The 18,279-nt window shown below is 63.6% G+C and carries 22 protein-coding genes; 3 read left to right on the plus strand and 19 right to left on the minus strand.

The features are described from left to right. The 19 genes from CXR43_RS08910 to CXR43_RS09000 form a co-directional block, all read right to left on the minus strand. A complete protein-coding gene (locus CXR43_RS08910) occupies positions 1-858 on the minus strand; it encodes a phage/gene transfer agent baseplate hub protein (RefSeq protein ID WP_103333625.1) in 858 nt (285 codons plus the stop codon). Further along, entirely contained in the window at positions 858-1,490 is a 633-nt protein-coding gene (locus CXR43_RS08915) for a DUF2460 domain-containing protein (RefSeq protein ID WP_103333626.1), read from the minus strand. Before CXR43_RS08915 ends, CXR43_RS08910 begins: the two co-directional genes overlap by 1 nt. Before the next feature lie 11 nt (positions 1,491-1,501). Beyond that, positions 1,502-2,155, minus strand: a complete 654-nt coding sequence (locus CXR43_RS08920) for an RcGTA-type gene transfer agent tail tape measure protein (RefSeq protein WP_103333627.1) — start codon at positions 2,153-2,155, stop codon at positions 1,502-1,504. Then, positions 2,139-2,351 carry a rcc01693 family protein gene (locus CXR43_RS08925; protein ID WP_103333628.1) on the minus strand — a complete coding sequence of 71 codons (213 nt, stop codon included), beginning with the start codon at positions 2,349-2,351 and terminating at the stop codon, positions 2,139-2,141. The genes CXR43_RS08920 and CXR43_RS08925 overlap by 17 nt, the downstream gene beginning before the upstream one ends. Further along, positions 2,348-2,668 (minus strand): gene transfer agent family protein, encoded by a 321-nt coding sequence (locus CXR43_RS08930; RefSeq protein ID WP_103333629.1) that lies wholly within the window; start codon positions 2,666-2,668, stop codon positions 2,348-2,350. Before CXR43_RS08930 ends, CXR43_RS08925 begins: the two co-directional genes overlap by 4 nt. Beyond that, positions 2,668-3,081, minus strand: coding sequence for a phage major tail protein, TP901-1 family (locus CXR43_RS08935; protein WP_103333630.1), 414 nt, complete (start codon positions 3,079-3,081; stop codon positions 2,668-2,670). Before CXR43_RS08935 ends, CXR43_RS08930 begins: the two co-directional genes overlap by 1 nt. Positions 3,082-3,114: 33 nt before the next feature. Further along, the gene (locus CXR43_RS08940; RefSeq protein ID WP_103333631.1) at positions 3,115-3,513 is read right to left on the minus strand and encodes a DUF3168 domain-containing protein; all 399 of its coding nucleotides are present in this window, start codon (positions 3,511-3,513) and stop codon (positions 3,115-3,117) included. Beyond that, positions 3,510-3,848, minus strand: a complete 339-nt coding sequence (locus CXR43_RS08945) for a head-tail adaptor protein (RefSeq protein ID WP_103333632.1) — start codon at positions 3,846-3,848, stop codon at positions 3,510-3,512. The genes CXR43_RS08940 and CXR43_RS08945 overlap by 4 nt, the downstream gene beginning before the upstream one ends. Then, positions 3,845-4,447, minus strand: a complete 603-nt coding sequence (locus CXR43_RS08950; RefSeq protein ID WP_103333633.1) for a head-tail connector protein — start codon at positions 4,445-4,447, stop codon at positions 3,845-3,847. The genes CXR43_RS08945 and CXR43_RS08950 overlap by 4 nt, the downstream gene beginning before the upstream one ends. Before the next feature lie 154 nt (positions 4,448-4,601). After that, positions 4,602-5,798, minus strand: a complete 1,197-nt coding sequence (locus CXR43_RS08955; protein ID WP_103333634.1) for a phage major capsid protein — start codon at positions 5,796-5,798, stop codon at positions 4,602-4,604. 34 nt (positions 5,799-5,832) lie between these two features. Further along, a complete protein-coding gene (locus tag CXR43_RS08960; protein WP_103333635.1) occupies positions 5,833-6,381 on the minus strand; it encodes an HK97 family phage prohead protease in 549 nt (182 codons plus the stop codon). A gap of 4 nt (positions 6,382-6,385) precedes the next feature. Continuing rightward, a complete protein-coding gene (locus CXR43_RS08965) occupies positions 6,386-6,628 on the minus strand; it encodes a GTA head formation protein, RCAP_rcc01685 family (RefSeq protein ID WP_103333636.1) in 243 nt (80 codons plus the stop codon). After that, complete coding sequence (locus CXR43_RS08970; protein ID WP_103333637.1) at positions 6,625-7,815, minus strand: phage portal protein; 1,191 nt, start codon at positions 7,813-7,815, stop codon at positions 6,625-6,627. The genes CXR43_RS08965 and CXR43_RS08970 overlap by 4 nt, the downstream gene beginning before the upstream one ends. A 41-nt stretch (positions 7,816-7,856) precedes the next feature. Then, positions 7,857-9,209, minus strand: coding sequence for a DNA-packaging protein (locus tag CXR43_RS08975; protein ID WP_103333638.1), 1,353 nt, complete (start codon positions 9,207-9,209; stop codon positions 7,857-7,859). Next, positions 9,160-9,495, minus strand: a complete 336-nt coding sequence (locus tag CXR43_RS17985) for a hypothetical protein (RefSeq protein WP_210402068.1) — start codon at positions 9,493-9,495, stop codon at positions 9,160-9,162. Before CXR43_RS17985 ends, CXR43_RS08975 begins: the two co-directional genes overlap by 50 nt. 210 nt (positions 9,496-9,705) lie before the next feature. Next, positions 9,706-10,884, minus strand: a complete 1,179-nt coding sequence (gene mltG, locus CXR43_RS08985; protein ID WP_103333639.1) for an endolytic transglycosylase MltG — start codon at positions 10,882-10,884, stop codon at positions 9,706-9,708. A 3-nt stretch (positions 10,885-10,887) separates the two neighbouring features. Then, positions 10,888-12,147, minus strand: coding sequence for a beta-ketoacyl-ACP synthase II (gene fabF / locus CXR43_RS08990; protein ID WP_103333640.1), 1,260 nt, complete (start codon positions 12,145-12,147; stop codon positions 10,888-10,890). A gap of 148 nt (positions 12,148-12,295) precedes the next feature. After that, entirely contained in the window at positions 12,296-13,348 is a 1,053-nt protein-coding gene (locus tag CXR43_RS08995) for a Gfo/Idh/MocA family protein (protein ID WP_246831319.1), read from the minus strand. Beyond that, positions 13,345-14,130, minus strand: coding sequence for a ThuA domain-containing protein (locus CXR43_RS09000; RefSeq protein WP_103334143.1), 786 nt, complete (start codon positions 14,128-14,130; stop codon positions 13,345-13,347). The genes CXR43_RS08995 and CXR43_RS09000 overlap by 4 nt, the downstream gene beginning before the upstream one ends. A gap of 224 nt (positions 14,131-14,354) precedes the next feature. Between CXR43_RS09000 and CXR43_RS09005 the strand changes: the two genes are divergently transcribed. The 3 genes from CXR43_RS09005 (at position 14,355) to CXR43_RS09015 (ending at position 18,236) form a co-directional block, all read left to right on the plus strand. Then, positions 14,355-15,056, plus strand: coding sequence for an aminoglycoside phosphotransferase family protein (locus CXR43_RS09005; RefSeq protein ID WP_146036498.1), 702 nt, complete (start codon positions 14,355-14,357; stop codon positions 15,054-15,056). Between the two features lie 167 nt (positions 15,057-15,223). Further along, the gene (locus tag CXR43_RS09010; RefSeq protein WP_103334145.1) at positions 15,224-16,138 is read left to right on the plus strand and encodes a calcium/sodium antiporter; all 915 of its coding nucleotides are present in this window, start codon (positions 15,224-15,226) and stop codon (positions 16,136-16,138) included. Between the two features lie 343 nt (positions 16,139-16,481). Next, positions 16,482-18,236 carry an acetolactate synthase 3 large subunit gene (locus CXR43_RS09015; protein WP_103333642.1) on the plus strand — a complete coding sequence of 585 codons (1,755 nt, stop codon included), beginning with the start codon at positions 16,482-16,484 and terminating at the stop codon, positions 18,234-18,236. Positions 18,237-18,279 lie beyond the last annotated feature (43 nt).

An 18,279-nucleotide genomic window follows, 5' to 3' on the forward strand; every position in this document is an offset into this window, starting at 1 on the left:
TCACCTCTTTACGGCTCTGTCAGGGCTTGAGCGCAGCCAGTCTTCGCCCGGAATATGCGGAAACCCCCGGAAATTGAGAAAGTTGCCGAACTTCTCACGACAAGTGGTGGCCCTCCGGTCGCACCCCGCGATCAACCTGATCTGATCCTGCGGTGCAGGAGGCACAGCGAGAGTCCGCCACAGTTCGATGACCCGGCCTCCATCTTGCAACCTGTCCGACCTGATCCGACCCGATTGGCCCCTGCCCGCACCCGACTGGATCAAAACCTGTCCGTCCACAAACCAGCCTTCGGCAAAATCGGCAGCCGGAACATGCAGGACACGGCCGTCAATCACGGCCGCCACCGTGCTTTCACAGCTGTAGACAGCTGCGTTCAGATCAATCCGGCAGCGACGGTCACCCAAAACAGCGCTGCATTCCGAATGATACACCCGCCCATGCGGGACATTCAGCTTCTCGGTCAGGCCACGCAATTCAACCCGGAATTCACCATTGCTGCGGCTCATTTCGCCAAATGTGCCCCGGAACAAGATTGTCCGCTGGGTCACGTCGGTCCAATTGACCAGAAAGGTTGTCACGTCCGCCCCGTCATACCGACCGGCAAGGATGTCCTCCTCGCTGATCGACGCGTCAGACAAGGCACCAGTGACCTCGGTGTTGTCGACTGCCATACCGTTGCTTTTTTCAATTGCACCGGCGGTCATGCCTGTCTTGGCGGAAAAGATCACCCCATCAAAGGTCAGGTCGCAATCATGATCGGTGAACCCATAGGTCTCGCCGTCTTTCCGGCGCAAAAGCCAGGTCCGGCACACTGTCGTCACGCCGCTCTTCAGATGCTCGTCCAGCGCTGCCTGCATCAGAGTCGCACCTCCAGAACCGGCACATCAGGAATTTCACCAGCCTGAAAGGAAGCGATCGAGGTCATGATCATATCGGTGTCAAACCGCACTGGCACATCGAATTCAAACCCGGCAGTTACCGTAACGCCAAGATCCGGCGGGACGACAAAACTGACCTCTCCACGCAGGGTATCGACCGTGAATTCCAAACCCTCCACCTTGGGGTCACGGGCCACAGCCACCAGAACTGTTCCCGCCACCGGCTTGCTGATGCGGCGGGTATAGGTCTGCTCCCCCGAGCGGTAGGTCTTTGTCAGACCAAACACTGTCTGCACGCCATCGCCAGTTCCGATGACCTGATCGATCGCCGTTGGTTGCAATGACGGGACGCAGGATTTGTAATCTGCCCAGTCTTTCCAGCGAAACCCGTGCAACTTGCCCCGTCGCGCTTCAAAAAACGCGATCAGCGCGTCGATGTCATCCAAGGTGCGCAGACTGGACCCCGCCTCATAGCGCCGACGCGAATGGGCCCAGGGCGTATTGCGCTCTTCATGGCCATTGACCAGCGTCACCACATCGGTTCGCCGTTCGGGTCCGCCAACCGACCCAAAGCTCAGGTTCGCCGGAAATCTGACCTCGTGAAATGCCATCTGCCCTCTCCTCACCGGTTCCGTTGCCCGCGGGACAATGCCCGCGAGGCCTGCGCCGCAATCTGGCTCTGGCTGCGTTGAAAGCCCTGCACATCCGGAGTCTGAATGTTCATCACCACTGTTACGGCACGGCCACCGCCCGCCGCCTGAACCCCAAGCCGCCCATCCGCACCGCGCGCCAGCGGCATGATCGCCTCTGGCCCTGCCTCGCCCATCAACCCGCGTCCACCACGCATCGGAAAACTGGTCGGACTGGCCACTACGCCGCCCTTGGCGAAGGGCATCACCCGTCCCTGTGAAAAGGCCGCGCCGTTTGCGAATGGCATGATGCTGCTCATCGCCGAGTTCACGCCCTGCGCAACCAATCCGCCAAGCGCGTTCTGCACAGGGCGCATGGCGGTGCTGTAGACCCCGTTGATCATGGATTGCGCCACCATCCGCAACGCATCCGACAGCTTCAACCCATCAAAGATCAGCCCGTCAAACGCCCGCCGCAACCCGCCGCCAAAGCTCCTTGACAGCGTATTCACCTCACGGCCTGTGAACACCATCGTCTCCTGCATCCGTGCCAGCTCGCCCTCAAAGGCGCTCACCATCACAGATGCGCCACCCAAGGCTGTGTCCAGCGCCTCGATCTGCTCCTGAATCTCATCGATCCGTGCCATCTTTTGCCTCTTTCACTCTGTCAGGAAACGCCGCCGCCAATTCCGCCAGCCGCGCCCGCGTCAGGGGCGGACCAGCCGCATCCGCCCCAAGCATGATCCGCAATTCCACCGGGGACAGCCGCCAGAACGCGGCCGGCTCCAGGCCCAGCTGATGCAACCCCACCCGCATCAGGCCGGGCCAGTCGATGCCACTCATCCCTCCCCCGGCAGCGCAAAGGCGCGTGCCAGCAGTTCCGCCGCCACGCGCGCAGCCTCCAGCGGACCGCCCCCGATCTCGACGCTCCGCAGATCTGCCGCGGTGCCTTGCCAGCCGGCCCCGCGCAGCCCCGCCACAAGCAAGGCCAGAACATCGCGCGATGAAAACCGCCCGGCCTCGAACCGCTGCACCAGGTCAATCAGCGAGCCCGCCGCCAGCGTCTCTTCCAGTTCAGCCAGCGCCCCCAGGGTCAGCTTGGCCACATGGCGCTGCCCGTCCAGAACCACGGCCACTTCCCCGGCCCATGGATTGGCCATCACAGCGCCACAAAGCTGAGTGCACCCGCAGACGCCAGGGACATCTCATATGTCGCTTCGCCATTGTGGCTGCCTGCATATTCGATGGAGGTGATCATGAAGGCCCCTTCCACCACGCCGAAATCGGGGATGATCACCTGAAAGTCCGGCACCTCGCCATCGAAAAAGATCTGGCGTGCCCGTTCATCGGTGTTGGCGTCACGAAACACGCCCGACCCTGAAATCATCGCCGATTTCACCCCGGCTCCACCCAGCAACTCACGCCAGCCACCCGTGCTTTCCAGACTGGTCACATCCACTGTCTCGGCATTGAAGCTGATCCGCGTCGTCCGCAGCCCCGCCACCGTCTCGAAGGTGCCATCCCCTGTCAGATCCACTTTCAACAGCAGATCCTTGCCGCTTTGTACCGCCATGTCCGTCTCCAGAAATAATTGAAATTCAGATCATCAGATCTCGACCCGCACGCGGAAGGTCAGGTCAATCCGGCGCACGCCGCCATCGTCCAGCCGCCGTGCGACCGCCCTCAGAAACTGGATGCTCACAACCCGCCCTGTGCTCAGGGTCGGCGTGGCACCGGTCAGGCAGTCGGAGACGCCGGTCGCCAGAACCTTGGCGGTCAGAAATCCCGTGACCTCGCTGATCACGCTGATGACGATCTGGTGCTCGGCACCGTCCCCGCTCTTGTCCGATCGGTCCACCACCTCTTCCGGGCCGATCAGCACAAAGGCCGAAGCCACAGTCGCAGGAGGAAGGGCGTCAACCACCAGCACCCCGCTCAGCGCGGGGGCCGAGGTCAGCAAGGCATAGATGGCCGTCTGCAAGGCCGCCGCCGCACCATAGCTCATGCCGGTCCCTCCTCTTGCGCAAAGCAGGTCAGATAGTGCCCCGACGCGTCCTGCTCGGTCACCGCAAGCACCTGAAACACCCGCCCCGTCTGTGTCAGTCGCTGGCCGGGCAGCGGCCTTTGCGGAGATCCGACGGGCGCGCCCCGCACCGTGATCCGGTAAGGCACCCTCGACACCGTAACCTCTTCTCCCGTGGCCTCGCGCCCCGCCCCCGGTGCCACATGGGCCCACAGCGTGCCCACCGCCTGCCAGGTGGTGGCAAAGCCCCCTGCGCCGTCAGGTGTGAAGACCGACTCTTCCAAGGTCAGAAGCCGATTCAGGTGCAAAGCCGTCATGCGCTGCCCCCACCCAGAACCCGCACCGTGCGCCAGCGTTCGATCAGCGCCTGCACCGCCATCGGCAGGGCCGGCCCGCCCCGTCCCCCCGAATGCCGTGCTTCATAAAACTCTGCCGCCAACAAAAAGACCGCCTGTGCCAGGTCTGCGGGAACAGCGGCCCAATCCGCCCCGAAACCCGCATCGAACACGATCTCGACTGCGCCATCGGCCGGAACCGGCGGCAGGGCCAAGCCGACGCCGCGCAACCGCGGTCGGGCAGTGTCAGGCTCCAGCACATAGCTCTCCGCTGGCACAAGGCTTAGCCCCCCAAAGGCATCGATCAGCGTCACAGACACCAGCGCCGTGACCGGTGCCACCGGCAGCGCCTGGCCGCCCTTGTCATTGCGCCAGCGGGTCAGCCGCAGCACAAAGCGACGCGTCAACAGGGCCTTGCCGGTACGGCCTTCGATGGTTGCGATGGCAGCCCGCAGATGGGCCGCCACCAGCCCATCCTGCAATCCATCATCCGCAAAGCCTGTGCCCAGCCGGAGGTGGTCTTTCATTCCCTGCACGGGCAGCGCATCCGGCAGCACCGTGGTCAGCTCGGTCAACATCATGTTCACTCTCCGATTGTCCCGTCTCCACGCAAGGATCGGGCGCGCGCCCCATACCGCTCGGTCAGAGGGGGGAGCAGCTAGACGGTATGGGTTTGGTTGCGCGCGCCCGAAAACTGGCCAGCCTGAGGCAACAGGCCAGCCGTTGACCAAAGTGTTACGACACCGCCACTTTCAGCAGCTTGATCGCCGCATAATCGGTGATGTCGCCGCCCACGCGCTTGTTGGCATAAAACAGCACATGCGGCTTGGCACTGAACGGATCGCGCAGAATGCGCAGATCAGGGCGCTCGGCGACCGTGTAGCCCGAGGCAAAGTCGCCAAAGGCGATCGGATAGGCATTGGCCGCCACATCCGGCATATCCTCACAGATCAGCACCGGATAGCCCATCAGGCGCGGCGGCTCCCCGGCCTGCAGGCCGTCCGACCACATGAAGCGGCCATCGGCATCCTTCATCTTGCGCACGGCGCCGGCGGTTTTCGAATTCATCACAAAGGCCCCATTGGCCCGGTAATCTGCCCCCAGCGCATAGACCAGATTGACGATGCAATCTGCTGCATTGCTCGATGCAAAATCCGCCTCGGCCCCGGTCGGCACATATCCCAGGCTGCCCCAGGTCCAGGCCGCATTTGCCACTTTCGCCGGCAGCAGAATGCCGCGCGGCTTGTCGACGCCATCGCCATTGATGAATGCCGCCGCCTCGGCCCGGATGAACCGCGTGGCAATCTTGCCGGCCAGCCAGCCTTCCACATCAAAGGCACTGTCGTCCAGCAGCCGCTGGCTGGCCTTCGGCATCGCCGACAGCTCGTGCAGCTTGACGGAAATCCGTTCGATGGCGGGAGTCGCGGTTTCGGCCTGCGCCGCCGTTTCGGTGGCCCAGCCCGATCCCACTTCGGTCCGGTCAATCAGCACGTCAAACGACACGGCATCCACCTGGACCACATTGGCGACAGACCGCAGCGATGAGGTCGATACCAGCAGCGACCGGATCGTATCAGCGGTCTGCGGGTCCACCAGATAGCCGCCCTCAGCGGCCACGGCGGTGGTCATCGCCTTGCCTTCCAGCACCAGCCCGCGCAGCCCGTCATCATCACCCGACCGCAGATAGGCATCAAAGGCCTTGTGATGGGGCGCATCCAGATCCGCCGCCGCCGAAAGGGCCGGACGGCCATAGCTCATGGTCTTTTGGTTCAACATGGTCAGTCGCTCTTCCTGATGTTGCAGCGTTTGTTTCACTTCGGCCTGAAACAGTTTGAGTTCATTTACAAATCCGGCCATTGCAGATTTAATCTCCGCTCCCGGATGCAGGGCCGTGGGCAAACCTTCCCCGGCCCGAGCCTTTGTCTCGGTCATCGTCACTCCTGATGTTTGAACGAAAGCCGGGGCGTTACCGCTCGGCCAGTTGCCGGCGCGCGTCGTCAAAGACCTGCACCATTTGCCGCCAGTGCCAGCCGTCATCCGACTTTGCCTGCACCCGCGCCTCAGAAAGCATCGGAAAGGTCACCAAAGACACTTCCCAAAGCTCCAGCTCCGACAAAAGCCGCTGGCCTTTGCCATTGCGTTCGGCTTTCACCGTCCGGTAGCCGATCGACAGCCCGTCAATCGCCCCCGCCGCCAGCAGGGCCGCAGCCTCGCGACCCCGGTCCACCTCAGTCAGGATGCGCCCCTTGACCCATAACCCGCGCCCATCCTCCCGCACCTCCTCCCAGACACCGATCGGCTGCGCCGGATCATGCTGCCACAGCATCTTGACCTTGGCCCCCGCACCGGCAAGCCGCTTCAGGCTGGCCCCATAGGCACCGGCCACAACCATGTCGCCGCCCTGGTCCTGCACCCCGAACAAGCTTGCATAGCCTTCGACCACCTGGCCATCCGTCACCGTCAACCCTTGCTCCGGCCGCAGAAATTTGCGCTCCGGCGCGCCATATTCACTCATTCCGTCACCTCATCGCCGCCTGAAGAATGGCCTCGGCCCCCTGCGTCAGCAAAAAGGCCGCAACCCCGTAAACGCCCAGCCAGATGCGCTTTTCCAACCGCTCCAGCACCGCATCAATCTGTCCCAACCGGTAGTCCAGCGCGGCCCACCGCTCTGCGGCAACCCGCTCATTCGCCTCAATCCGCGCCGCCGCCGCGTCAAAGCTGTCGAACAGGAACCGTGACCCTTCGGTTTTGCGGATCGTCATGGTTCGTCCGTCACCGCAGGCAGGCCCAGCAACCGGCGCTTTTCGGCCTGCGTCAGGAAATCCGCCGCGCCCACCCGCGCCCATTGCTGGTCGCGCTCGGCAGCCAGCGCCGGGATCTGGTCCAGATCCACCTTCACCTCCACCGCCTCGCCGGTAAACCCGGCCAGCCAATGGCTCACATCCGCCATCACCTTTGCCGCCAAAGGCAGCACCGTCAGCCGGTAGAAGGCCCGGTTCGCCTCCTGGTAATTGGCGTAGGTGGCATCCCCCGGAATCCCCAGCAGCATCGGCGGAATGCCAAAGGCGATCGAGATCTCCCGCGCCGCCGCCTCCTTGGTCTGCTGGAATTCCATATCGCTGGGCGAAAAGCCCATCGGCTTCCAGTCCAGGCCCCCCTCCAGCAACATCGGTCGCCCGGCATTGCGCGCGCCCTGATGATTGGCCTCGATCTCGCCCACCAGCCGGTCATACTGGTCGTTCGACAAAGACCCCTGCCCGTCTACCCCCTTGTAGACAATCGCCCCCGAAGGCCGCGCCGCATTGTCGAGCAGCGCCTTCGACCAGAAACTCGCCGCGGTATGCACATCCACCGCCACCGCCGCCGCCTGCATTGGCGACAGCCCGTAATGGTCATCCTGCGGATGAAACGCTTTCAGATGGCAGATAGGCTTGACCGCGCCGCGCATGTCAAACCGATGCGTCCGCCCGCCCACCGTATAGTCATAGGCCACCGGCCAGCCATCGGGCCCCGGCACCAAAGACATCCGGTCCGACCGCAGCACATGCAATTCGCCGGGCAAGGCACCCGCGCCCGGCACCGCTTCCAGATAGGCATTGCCGCTCAGCAGGAAATGCCCATAGACCGCCTCCAGAAACTCGGCCCGCCCCTGTGCGCCATTGGGGCGGTTGATCACCCCCAGCACCGGGTGGCTGTCAAACCGCCGCTCGGCATCCTGACAGACCAGCGGCAGCGCCGCCGCCGCCTCGGCCACCAGCTTCACCGCGCGAAACCCCACCGGATTGGCCAGAAACCCGGTCCGCGTCAGCGATGCCGCATCGCGCGGGCTCCACCGCACCCGACCCGCCGATCCCCAGGCTGCGACCCGACCGGTCGCACTCGCCTTGGTTTCCGGCACAGCAAGGGGGGCGGACGAAGCCTCGCCCCGCCGCAGAAAGTTGAACACCATGTTTTCAGATCTCCGTTTTTCAGGGTTGCCCCCGACGCGCGTCAGCGCCGTTCCAGCACCCGCATCTGCGGAGTGCCGCCATAGGCCTTGGCCGGTTCGATCATCGCTTCCTGCAGCGCCCAGACCAGCGCATCCACCCGGTCCGGGCTGCCTGCGCCCCTGAATCCGGTGCGGGTCATCAGGCACATCTGATCCTCCAGCTTGCGCAGATAGCCCGAATGCACCACCCGGCCCTGTTCATACAAAGCCGCCACCGGCTCGGCCCGAGACCCCTTGCCCTTCGAGGCCGACAGCCCGCGATAAGCCACCAACGCCCCCTGTTGGCGGATCACCGATTCCACCAGATCGCCGCCCTGATTGACCTCCGCCACCATCCGGTCGGCCCCGTGGCGCTCATAGGCCGCCACCGCGGCCCGCGCCCAGTCCGTGGGGGTGCCGCTGATGCTGGTATCTTCCAGCACCACCGCCCGCCAGTCGCGCGGATTGCCTTCCGTCAGCACACCTACGACCACGATCCCGCATTCATCCGATGTGGATTTGCTCGTCACCGGCGGATCCACCGCCACCACGATCCGGCTCAGCCGGTCGGGCAACGGCCCCCGCGCCGCTTCCAGCATCTGTGTGGTCCAAAGCGCGTCCTCGATGTCCTCGATCAGCTCCCCCTCCAGCTCCTGCCGCCCCAGCCGCTGCCCGCCATAGCGGGTCTGCACCTCGTCAAGGAACGACTTCGCAAGATGGGCCCGGTTGGCATCGGTCGGCGCGTGGGTCATCACCGTCGACGGGTTCTTGAGAATGGCCTTCAACACCGGAATGTTCTGCGGCGTCGTTGTCACCACCTGCTGCGGGTTGGCCCCCAGTCGCAACGCAAACTGCAACTGGTCCCAGGTCTCCTGTGCCTTTTTCCATTTCGCCAGCTCATCCACCCAGGCCGCATCGAACTGCGGCCCGCGCAGACTGTCCGGGTCATGCGCCGAAAACACCTGCGCCACCGCCCCGTTGGGCCAGGTCAACATCCGCCGCGAGCCATTCCACTCCGGCCTCCGGTCCGGAGGTGAGCAGGCCAGAATCCCGCTTTCCCCGAACACCATCACCTCGCGCGCCTGATCCAGCGTTTCCGCCACCAGCGCCACGCGGGTCGCCCGGCCGGGGTCTGACGGCCGCGCCCCTTCCACCTGCGCGCGCACCCATTCGGCCCCGGCCCGTGTCTTGCCGGCCCCGCGCCCGCCCATGATGACCCAGGATTTCCAGGCCCCATCAGGGGGCAACTGATGCGGCAGCGCCCAGAATTCGAACATCCACGGCAGCGCCAGCAGCGCCGCATCGGACAGGCCATTCAGAAAATCGTCAATCACTTCCGGCGTCGCGGAGGAGAGCCAGACGCCGCCCGATCTCATCTCGCGCGGCCTGAAAGTCGAGCTCGCCGGTTCCGACAGCCCCGGCAAGCGTTTTGCGGAGTTTGTCAACTTTGTTCCTCTCATCCATAAACAGCCGGACAAAGCCGGTCAGATTGTCCGCGACACGCTTCGCCTCGGCCAACTGCTCAAACTTGCCTGCCTCTACTGCTTCCATCACCTGATGCAGCCTGACGACCGCGCGCCCCAACTGCTGTTCGGCCACCCACATCAGAGCCTCTGGCGCTTCAGTCTTGTCCGCTTCCGTCGCAATTAAGTTGATTGTCATGCTGTGCTGCCACCCGCCTCGCTGTCCCTCCGGTCGAGCAGATATGAAAAAGAGCGGTCAGGGGTGTTACCCCGCCGCTCTCGACACGTCTTCTAGCATGTCACAAGTGATACATCGGACCGCGCGGCAAGTCAAGCGAAAATCGCAGCAATACCAATGGTTTACCGCGCCCCGCGTTTACCGGTTGTTAACCCTGACCGCAGCCACAGCCTATTCCCCCTGCACCCCGGTCTGGCCTTCGGCCCCCTGTGTGCGCTCAATCTCGCGCCAGCGCGCCACATTGGCGTTGTGCTCCTCCAGCGTCACCGCAAAGGCATGGCCACCCGTGCCATCGGCGACAAAGAAGATGTAATCCGTGCTGTCCGGGTTCAGCGCCGCCTCAATGCTCAACCGGCCCGGGTTGGCAATAGGCGTCGGCGGCATACCGTCAATAACATAGGTATTATAGGGGGTTGCACGCCGAAGTTCACTCTGCCGGATGCCGCGCCCCAGCACGCCTTGCCCTTGGGTGATCCCGTAGATCACCGTAGGATCGGTCTGCAACCGCATCCCCAGTTCCAGCCGGTTCACAAACACGCTTGCCACCTGCCGCCGCTCTTCGGCGACCCCGGTTTCCTTTTCCACGATCGACGCCATGATCAGCGCCTCCTCGGGCGTCTCATAGGGCAGACCCTCGGCGCGGGCTGCCCAAAGCTCGGCCAGAATGCGCTCCTGCGCGGTCGTCATCCGCGCCAGCAACGCCGCCCGGTCAGACCCTTTGTCCACCTCATAGCTGTCGGGCGCCAGCGACCCTTCAGGCGGAACCTCTGTCACTTCGCCGGTCAGGAAATCGGCGCGCTTGAGCGCTTCGACCACCTGCCAGCTGGTCACGCCTTCGGCCAGTGTCACCCGGAACCGCAGATCCGGTTCTTCCACCACATCGACATAGGCCTGCGGCAAGGCCTCCACCGCCGGATCGAATTTCGCCACTTCGACATAGCGGTTTGTCGTCGCATCCAACTCGCGCAGCACCACATCCGCCGCATTCACCCCGATGCGGAAATTCACTTCGCGCCCACAGGTCGATTGTCCGCCCATCGTCAGCGATGCCAGAACATCCACCATCGACGCGCCCGGCGGGATCAGATAGCTGCCGAACTTGAGCAGCTGTGCCTTTTCGGAATAATCCGCGCCGATCCGGAAGATCCGCGCATCCGACACCGCACCCTGCGCCTCCAGCGCCCGGCTGACCTGACTCAGCGATGCGCCGCGCTCCACCCGGAAACAAATCGCGTCGGTCAGCGGCCCCGGACCGGTATATTCCTCTCGCCCCCAGGCCAGAATGCCCGCCGCGACCACCAGAGCCACAATGAACAGCGTCAGCGCATTCGAGGCGATGGACCGCCACATCGCTCAGCGCACCTTGCCAAGGACAAGGCTGGCATTGGTGCCGCCAAAGCCGAAGGAATTGGACAGCGCCACGTCAATTTTCCGGTGGCGCGCCACATTCGGGGCCAGATCCAGCCTTGGCGTGACCGCCGGGGTATCCAGGTTGATCGTCGGCGGTGCCACCTGATCACGAATGGCAAGGATGCAGAAAATCGCCTCCACCGCGCCAGCCGCGCCCAGCAGATGGCCGATCGAGGATTTGGTCGATGACATCGTAGCCCCTGCCGCCGCATCGCCCATCAGCCGCTCCACCGCACCCAGCTCAATCGTATCCGCCATCGTGCTGGTGCCATGCGCGTTGATGTAATCCACATCCGCAGGCGTCAACCCGGCCCGTTTCAGCGCCGCCGCCATGCTGCGATAGCCGCCATCGCCATCCTCGGAGGGCGCGGTGATGTGATAGGCGTCGCCCGAAAGCCCATAGCCCAGCACCTCGGCATAGATCTTTGCCCCACGCGCCACGGCATGCTCATATTCTTCCAGCACCACACAGCCCGCGCCTTCGCCCATCACAAAGCCGTCCCGGTCGGTATCATAGGGCCGGCTGGCCTTGGTGGGATCATCGCCGCGCTTGGTGGACAGCGCCTTGCAGGCGTTGAAACCGGCAATCCCGATCTCTGAAATCGGGCTTTCGGCCCCACCGGCCACCATCACATCGGCATCATCCAGCATGATCAGCCGCGCCGCATCGCCAATCGCATGCGCGCCGGTGGAACAGGCTGTCACCACTGCATGGTTCGGCCCCTTGAAGCCAAAGCGGATGCTCACCTGCCCCGACACCAGATTGATCAGCGCGCCGGGGATAAAGAAGGGCGACACGCGCTTGGGCCCCTTTTCCTTGATCAGCACAGCCGTTTCCGCAATCGAGGACAACCCGCCGATCCCCGACCCGATCATCACGCCGGTCCGCTCACGGTCTTCGTCGGTCTGCGGCTCCCAACCGGAATCGCGCACCGCCTGCACTGCCGCCGCCATGCCGTAAAGAATGAAATCATCCACCTTGCGGCGGTCCTTCGGCTCCATCCAGTCATCCGGGTTGAAGGTGCCGTCCGTGCCATCGCCGAGCGGAATTTCGCAAGCGTATTGCGTCACCACATTGCTGGCATCAAACCGCGTGATCGGCCCCGCCCCGGATTGCCCGGCGATCAGACGGCTCCAGGTTTCCTCTACCCCGCAGGCCAAAGGCGTTACCATCCCCAGACCCGTGACCACGACACGACGCATTCGATCTCTCCCAGCCCGACACCGCTTTTGCGCCTGATACACGCGGCCCTTGTTCAGCGCAACCGCCGGGGCGGTCTGAGGGGGGCAGACCGGCGGATTGGGGGGCCAGCCCCCCAAACCCCCCGGGATATTTTTGAACAGATAATGATCAGACCGACAGAACCAGACCATCCTGCCGTGCGCTCTGCTCGGCACGGTCCAGCAGACGCTGCAATGCCGCGCCGCGCGCGAAATCAGGGATCGCCGGGGCCCCTTGCCGGATCGCCGCGATGAACCGCTCGTAGACCGAAGCTGTGGGCGGGCAGTCCACCTCGGTCCAGCTCGCGGTCAGACGATCCGTTCCGGTGCAGGCATACAACCTGCTGACATGGTTATCAGACCGCACCTCCAGCCCGCCCAGATCACCGTAGATCCGCAAGCGAAGGTCGTTCAAGTGACCACTGGCAAAGCGCGTCGCATGCACCACACCCAGGGCACCGCCCTCCAGCCGGATCTGCATCGTGGCAGAGTCATTGGCGTCCAGCGTGTATTCCCCGATCCGGCCATCCGGGGCCTTGTCAAAGGTGGCCAGCCGCGCCGAGACGTCGACCGCCGCCTCGCCGGCGATAAAGGTTGCGAAATCAAGGATATGAATGCCCACATCGCCCAGCACGCCCTTTGACCCATGCGACGAGGACAACCGCCACAGCCATTGCGGTTCGATCGACCATTCGCCCCAGGCAGGCTGCGTCAGCCAGCTTTGCAGGTAGGACGCCTCGAAATGGCGGATCTTGCCAATGGCCCCGTCTTGCACCATCTGCGCGGCCCGTTGCAGCGCCGCGCCGTTGCGATAGGTCAGGTTGACCATATTGACCACGCCCGCCGTCGCGGCCGCAATCGCCATCGCTTCGGCATCCGCCGCTGTCGTGGCCAGCGGCTTTTCGCACAGGACATGCTTGCCCGCCGCCAGCGCCGGGATGGTGGTGGCAAAATGCGCGCCATCCGGCGTCACATTGGTCACCGCGTCAAAAGCGCCCCAGGACAGTGCTTCAGCTATGGACGAAAAGCCGTTGGCGATATTGTGTTTTTCGCAAAACGTGGCCAGCTGCGTGGGGCGTGTATCCACCCCCGCCACCAGCTGCACGCCGTCAATGGCGGCAAAGCCTTCGGCATGGTTGTTCGCCATGCCCCCGGTGCCGAGGATCAGCAGACGGACTGTCACCGGAACCCCTCTTCGCCATTCTGATGCAGGCGTGGTCCGCGCTCGGTGATCGGCTCCAGCGCCTGATCCACCGGCACATTGGGGGCCGCCGAAGGCTCTGCCAGCCGCGCGCCCGGATTATGCGCCCATTTCACCGCGTTGAGGATGACCCGCTGCACATGGGCGTTGTGATAGGTCGGATAGGTTTCATGCCCCGGACGGAAATAGAACACCGACCCCGCCCCGCGTTTGTAGGTCAGACCGGAGCGGAACACCTCTCCCCCCTGAAACCACGAGACAAACACCGTCTCCATCGGTTCGGGCACGCCAAAGGGCTCGCCATACATCTCTTCGGTCTCAAGCTCGAAATGATCGGGCAGTCCGGCAGCAATCGGATGGTTGCGGCTGGTCAGCCAGATCCGCTCCCGCTCGCCCGCCTCGCGCCAGGTCAGGTTGCAGGGGCTTCCCATCAGGCGTTTGAACGGCTTGGCGAAATGCGCCGAATGCAGGAAAATCGCGCCCATGCCGGACCAGACCGCCTCGCAGACCCGGTCGACCACCGCATCGGCCACGTCGCCATGCGCGGCATGGCCCCACCAGATCAGCACATCGGTCTCGGCCAGCTTTTGCGCTGTCAGGCCGTGTTCGGGGTCCTGAAGCGTCACGGTGCTTGCCGATACCCCGGCGTCCGTGTTCAGCGCATCGGCAATCGCCCGATGCATGCCCTCGGGATAAAGACCCGCCACGACCTTGTTTTCCCGCTCGTGAACATTCTCGCCCCAGACCGTTACCCGGATCGCCATGGCGAATCCCTCCATGCTTTTGCGTCACAGCGCTGAATAGCATCATCCAAAGCGCTTTGGCAGTGGGGATTATCTGAGGCTGCGCCTCTACGATGATCTTGCCAAACGCCTTTGGTCACGCAACAGCCCGTCCTTATGCCAGGGTTTGAACGGTGTTCGGCCCGGTGGTATCCTCGGCCCAGCGGGGCCTGAAGGTGCCTCCAGCCAGCAAAGGTCTGCCTGACATGATCTGCCCCACCCCGCCCGCTGCGCTTGGCCTGCAGCCACGGCAGCGCCTGACCGGAGGGCACCGCAATACGGTCTGGCTTTGCGACAGTCCGCAAGGCCCTGTTGTCGCCAAATCCACCCGCCGGACCGAGGCGCAGTTGCGCTGGCTGGCACCGCTCTATGCCGCCGCCCGCATGGCAGGCTTTATTGTGCCCGAACCCCAGCAAGGCTCAAACGGCAGGCTGCTGTACGATGGCTGGACCGTCGAGCCTGTTGTGGAGGGCACCACGGCCCTTGTCACAGACATGCCTGCCCTCGCCCCGCGCATCCGGGCCTTTCACGCGGCCTGCCCTGTCCTGTCACAGCGCCCCGGTTTTTGGGCGCTCCCCGATCTGCTGCAGCAGCTGAACAGCGGCGACATCGACCTGACCGCCCTGCCCGACGATGTCCTGCCCGGTCTGCGACAGGCGTGGGCCGGCTTGGCCGATGCGCCGGTTCAGGCCATCCATGGCGATCTTGGACCGGGCAACTTGATCCTGTCCGATCAAGGGCCCGGCCTGATCGACTGGGACGAATCCCGCGTCGATCTACCCGGACTTGACCTGATCCACAGTGCAGCCTTGCCAGCCGAAATCACCCGCGCCCATCTGGCGCTGGAGATCGCGTCCTGCTGGCAGGCAGAGCCTGACCACGCTCGGCAGCTGCTGGCCCGGTTCTGACCCGCAGGCCACACCCTGCAGCAAAAACCGCCCCCGAGCGCCAAAGCAGCGAGGAACTTTGCCCTGCCCCCTTGTATTTCGCCCCGCCCCCCCAAAGTGAGGGCCACATCGTGGCGGGGCGAGACACAGACCGGCCGCAAAGCAAAAACACAACCGGGGACATCATCTTGACCTATATCCTGTTCTGCATCGGCCTTGTCGCCCTGTTCTTTGGCGGCGAATACCTGGTGCGCGGTGCGTCCAACATCGCCCGCCATTTCAACCTGTCCCCCATGGTGATTGGCCTGACCATCGTGGGTTTCGGCACCTCGGCCCCCGAGCTTCTGGTCTCGGTGCAGGCAGCACTTGCCGGTCAGCCCGCGATTGCCATCGGCAATGTGCTGGGGTCCAACATCGCCAATATCCTGCTGATCCTTGGCACCTCTGCCGTGATCGCCGCGCTGATGATCCCGTTGCAGAAGGTTTGGCGTGATCTTGGCATCATGGTGCTGGCCACAGCGGCCCTTTGGGTGATGCTGCTCGACGGTGTCATCTCGCGCCTGGACGGTGTCATCCTGCTGGTCGGCCTTGCGATCTTCATGGTGATGGCCTTCGTGCTGGGCAAGGAAGAGCCTGATCTGGATGCCGCCCCGCCTGCCGGCATGCCGATCAGCATTGCGCAGACCCTTGGCGGTCTGGTGGTTCTGGTGATCGGCGCACGGCTTCTGGTCGACAGCGCCACCTTGATCGCTCAGTCCTTCGGGGTGTCCGAAGCGGTGATCGCCCTGACTGTCGTCGCCGTCGGCACCAGCCTGCCGGAATTGGCCACCAGCGTGATTGCTGCCTTTCGCAAGCAGACCGAAATCGCGGTCGGCAATGTGATCGGGTCGAACATCTTCAATATCTTCTCGATCCTCGGCATCACCGCGCTGATCACCCCCATCCCCGCCGACCCGCGCTTTGCCGGTGCCGACATGCCATGGGTCGCCGGCACCGCAATCCTGCTGGTGCTGTTTGCCGTCGTGCTGAAGGGCATTCCGCGGCTTGCGGGCGTGGCCTTGCTGGCGATCTACGCCGGATATGTCGCGCTGATGATGGCCTGAGACTCCGAGCCGCCGCCCGCGACTCAGTCCCGGACGGCGGCCCGCGGCCTGCAATATTTGCATTAGTTTCCGCAAGACCGACCCAAACGTAAGAAAAAACCAAAAATAGCCGCGCATGGCGACACATTATTTGCCTTTTTGCGGTTGACGCCCCCAATGCGCCACCATAGTTTGCCCAGCGTAGAGCTTAGAGGGGGCGGCAGTGCTGCACATTCTCGTACTTGGGGGTTTTGGGTGCATGGGCCGGTAACGGTTGACCATAGCAGGTTCCCATGCGCCCCCGGAAACCCCGGGGGCTTTTTGTTGCGATCAGGCCAGACGGATACAGGCGGAGAGACGGACGATGACACAGTCGATGACAGGCGCACGGATGGTGGTGCAAGCGCTCAAGGATCAGGGCGTCGAAGTGGTCTTTGGCTACCCCGGCGGCGCAGTCCTGCCGATCTATGACGAGATCTTTCAGCAAAATGACATCCGCCACATTCTGGTGCGCCATGAACAGGGTGCCATCCACATGGCCGAAGGCTATGCGCGCTCTACCGGCAAGGTCGGTGTGGCGCTGGTCACGTCCGGCCCCGGGGCAACCAATGCGGTGACAGGTCTGGTCGATGCGCTGATGGATAGCATTCCGATCGTGGTGCTGACCGGCCAGGTGCCCACCTTTGCCATCGGCACCGATGCGTTTCAGGAAGCCGATACAGTGGGCATCACCCGGCCCTGCACCAAGATGAACTGGCTGGTGAAAGACACCGCGAAACTGTCGGAAACCATTCATCTGGCGTTCCACGTCGCCCGTTCGGGCCGCCCCGGCCCGGTGCTGATCGACATTCCCAAGGATGTGCAATTTGCCGACGCCGATTATGTGCCACGTGAGAAAATCAAGCCAAGCCATTACCAGCCCAAGGTAAAGGGCGATATCGAACAGATCACCCGTCTGGTCGAGATGATCGAAACCGCCGAGCGCCCGGTGTTCTATACCGGCGGCGGTGTAATCAACTCTGGTCCCGCCGCCAGCCAGCTGCTGCGCGAACTGGCCGAAGCCACCGGCTTTCCCGTCACCTCGACCCTGATGGGTCTGGGGGCCTATCCGGCCAGCGGCAAGAACTGGCTGGGCATGCTGGGCATGCACGGCCTGTATGAGGCGAACCTCGCCATGCACGGCTGTGATCTGATGATCAATATCGGGGCCCGGTTCGATGACCGGATCACCGGACGGATCAAGGATTTCAGCCCCAATTCCCGCAAGGCCCATATCGACATCGACGCCTCATCCATCAACAAGGTGGTGCGGGTCGACGTGCCGATCCTGGGCGATGTCGGCCATGTGCTGGAAGATTTGCTGCGGATCTGGAAATCCCGGGGCCGCAAGGTGAACAAGGCCGGGCTGGCAACGTGGTGGAAGCAGATCAACGAATGGCGGGCGGTGAAATGCCTGACCTACAACCCCTCCACCAGCATCATCAAACCGCAATACGCGCTCGAACGGCTGGAGGCCCTGACCAAGGGCATGGACCGCTATATCACCACCGAAGTTGGCCAGCACCAGATGTGGGCGGCGCAGTTTCTGGGCTTTGAAGGACCAAACCGCTGGATGACCAGCGGCGGTCTGGGCACCATGGGCTATGGCTTGCCGGCATCCATCGGTGTGCAGATCGCGCATCCGGACGCGTTGGTGATCAATGTGGCGGGTGAGGCAAGCTGGCTGATGAACATGCAGGAAATGGGCACGGCGATGCAGTTCCGCGCCCCGGTCAAGCAGTTCATCCTGAACAACGAACGGCTTGGCATGGTGCGCCAGTGGCAGGAATTGCTGCATGGCGAGCGCTACAGCCAAAGCTGGTCGGAATCCCTGCCCGATTTCGTCAAACTGGCCGAGGCCTTTGGCTGTAAGGGCATCAAGGTCAGTGATCCCAAGGATCTGGACGACGCCATCATGGAGATGATCCGCTATGACGGGCCGGTGATCTTTGACTGTTTGGTCGAAAAGCACGAGAACTGCTTCCCGATGATCCCCTCGGGCAAGCCCCACAACGAGATGCTGCTTGGCGACGCCGATACCAAGAATGCCATCGGGGCACGCGGCGCCGTGCTGGTGTGATGTCTTGCCGCCAACCCCGGGGGCTTTGCCCCCGGACCCCCAG

The sequence above is a fragment of the Pseudotabrizicola formosa genome (assembly GCF_002900965.1).
Classification (GTDB): Bacteria; Pseudomonadota; Alphaproteobacteria; order Rhodobacterales; family Rhodobacteraceae; genus Pseudotabrizicola; species Pseudotabrizicola formosa.

Bases quoted from the DNA above. Each gene is read 5' to 3' on its own strand.
- CXR43_RS08955 (WP_103333634.1), bottom strand. From the start codon at position 5,798: ATGACCGAGACAAAGGCTCGGGCCGGGGAAGGTTTGCCCACGGCCCTG.
- CXR43_RS08970 (WP_103333637.1), bottom strand. From the start codon at position 7,815: ATGGTGTTCAACTTTCTGCGGCGGGGCGAGGCTTCGTCCGCCCCCCTT.
- CXR43_RS08925 (WP_103333628.1), bottom strand. From the start codon at position 2,351: ATGAGTGGCATCGACTGGCCCGGCCTGATGCGGGTGGGGTTGCATCAG.
- CXR43_RS08965 (WP_103333636.1), bottom strand. From the start codon at position 6,628: ATGACGATCCGCAAAACCGAAGGGTCACGGTTCCTGTTCGACAGCTTT.
- CXR43_RS08920 (WP_103333627.1), bottom strand. From the start codon at position 2,155: ATGGCACGGATCGATGAGATTCAGGAGCAGATCGAGGCGCTGGACACA.
- CXR43_RS08950 (WP_103333633.1), bottom strand. From the start codon at position 4,447: ATGATGTTGACCGAGCTGACCACGGTGCTGCCGGATGCGCTGCCCGTG.
- CXR43_RS08945 (WP_103333632.1), bottom strand. From the start codon at position 3,848: ATGACGGCTTTGCACCTGAATCGGCTTCTGACCTTGGAAGAGTCGGTC.
- CXR43_RS08940 (WP_103333631.1), bottom strand. From the start codon at position 3,513: ATGAGCTATGGTGCGGCGGCGGCCTTGCAGACGGCCATCTATGCCTTG.
- mltG (WP_103333639.1), bottom strand. From the start codon at position 10,884: ATGTGGCGGTCCATCGCCTCGAATGCGCTGACGCTGTTCATTGTGGCT.
- CXR43_RS08975 (WP_103333638.1), bottom strand. From the start codon at position 9,209: ATGAGATCGGGCGGCGTCTGGCTCTCCTCCGCGACGCCGGAAGTGATT.
- CXR43_RS09005 (WP_146036498.1), top strand. From the start codon at position 14,355: ATGATCTGCCCCACCCCGCCCGCTGCGCTTGGCCTGCAGCCACGGCAG.
- CXR43_RS08935 (WP_103333630.1), bottom strand. From the start codon at position 3,081: ATGGCGGTACAAAGCGGCAAGGATCTGCTGTTGAAAGTGGATCTGACA.
- CXR43_RS08930 (WP_103333629.1), bottom strand. From the start codon at position 2,668: ATGGCCAATCCATGGGCCGGGGAAGTGGCCGTGGTTCTGGACGGGCAG.
- fabF (WP_103333640.1), bottom strand. From the start codon at position 12,147: ATGCGTCGTGTCGTGGTCACGGGTCTGGGGATGGTAACGCCTTTGGCC.
- CXR43_RS17985 (WP_210402068.1), bottom strand. From the start codon at position 9,495: ATGACAATCAACTTAATTGCGACGGAAGCGGACAAGACTGAAGCGCCA.
- CXR43_RS08960 (WP_103333635.1), bottom strand. From the start codon at position 6,381: ATGAGTGAATATGGCGCGCCGGAGCGCAAATTTCTGCGGCCGGAGCAA.
- CXR43_RS08915 (WP_103333626.1), bottom strand. From the start codon at position 1,490: ATGGCATTTCACGAGGTCAGATTTCCGGCGAACCTGAGCTTTGGGTCG.
- CXR43_RS09000 (WP_103334143.1), bottom strand. From the start codon at position 14,130: ATGGCGATCCGGGTAACGGTCTGGGGCGAGAATGTTCACGAGCGGGAA.
- CXR43_RS09015 (WP_103333642.1), top strand. From the start codon at position 16,482: ATGACACAGTCGATGACAGGCGCACGGATGGTGGTGCAAGCGCTCAAG.
- CXR43_RS08910 (WP_103333625.1), bottom strand. From the start codon at position 858: ATGCAGGCAGCGCTGGACGAGCATCTGAAGAGCGGCGTGACGACAGTG.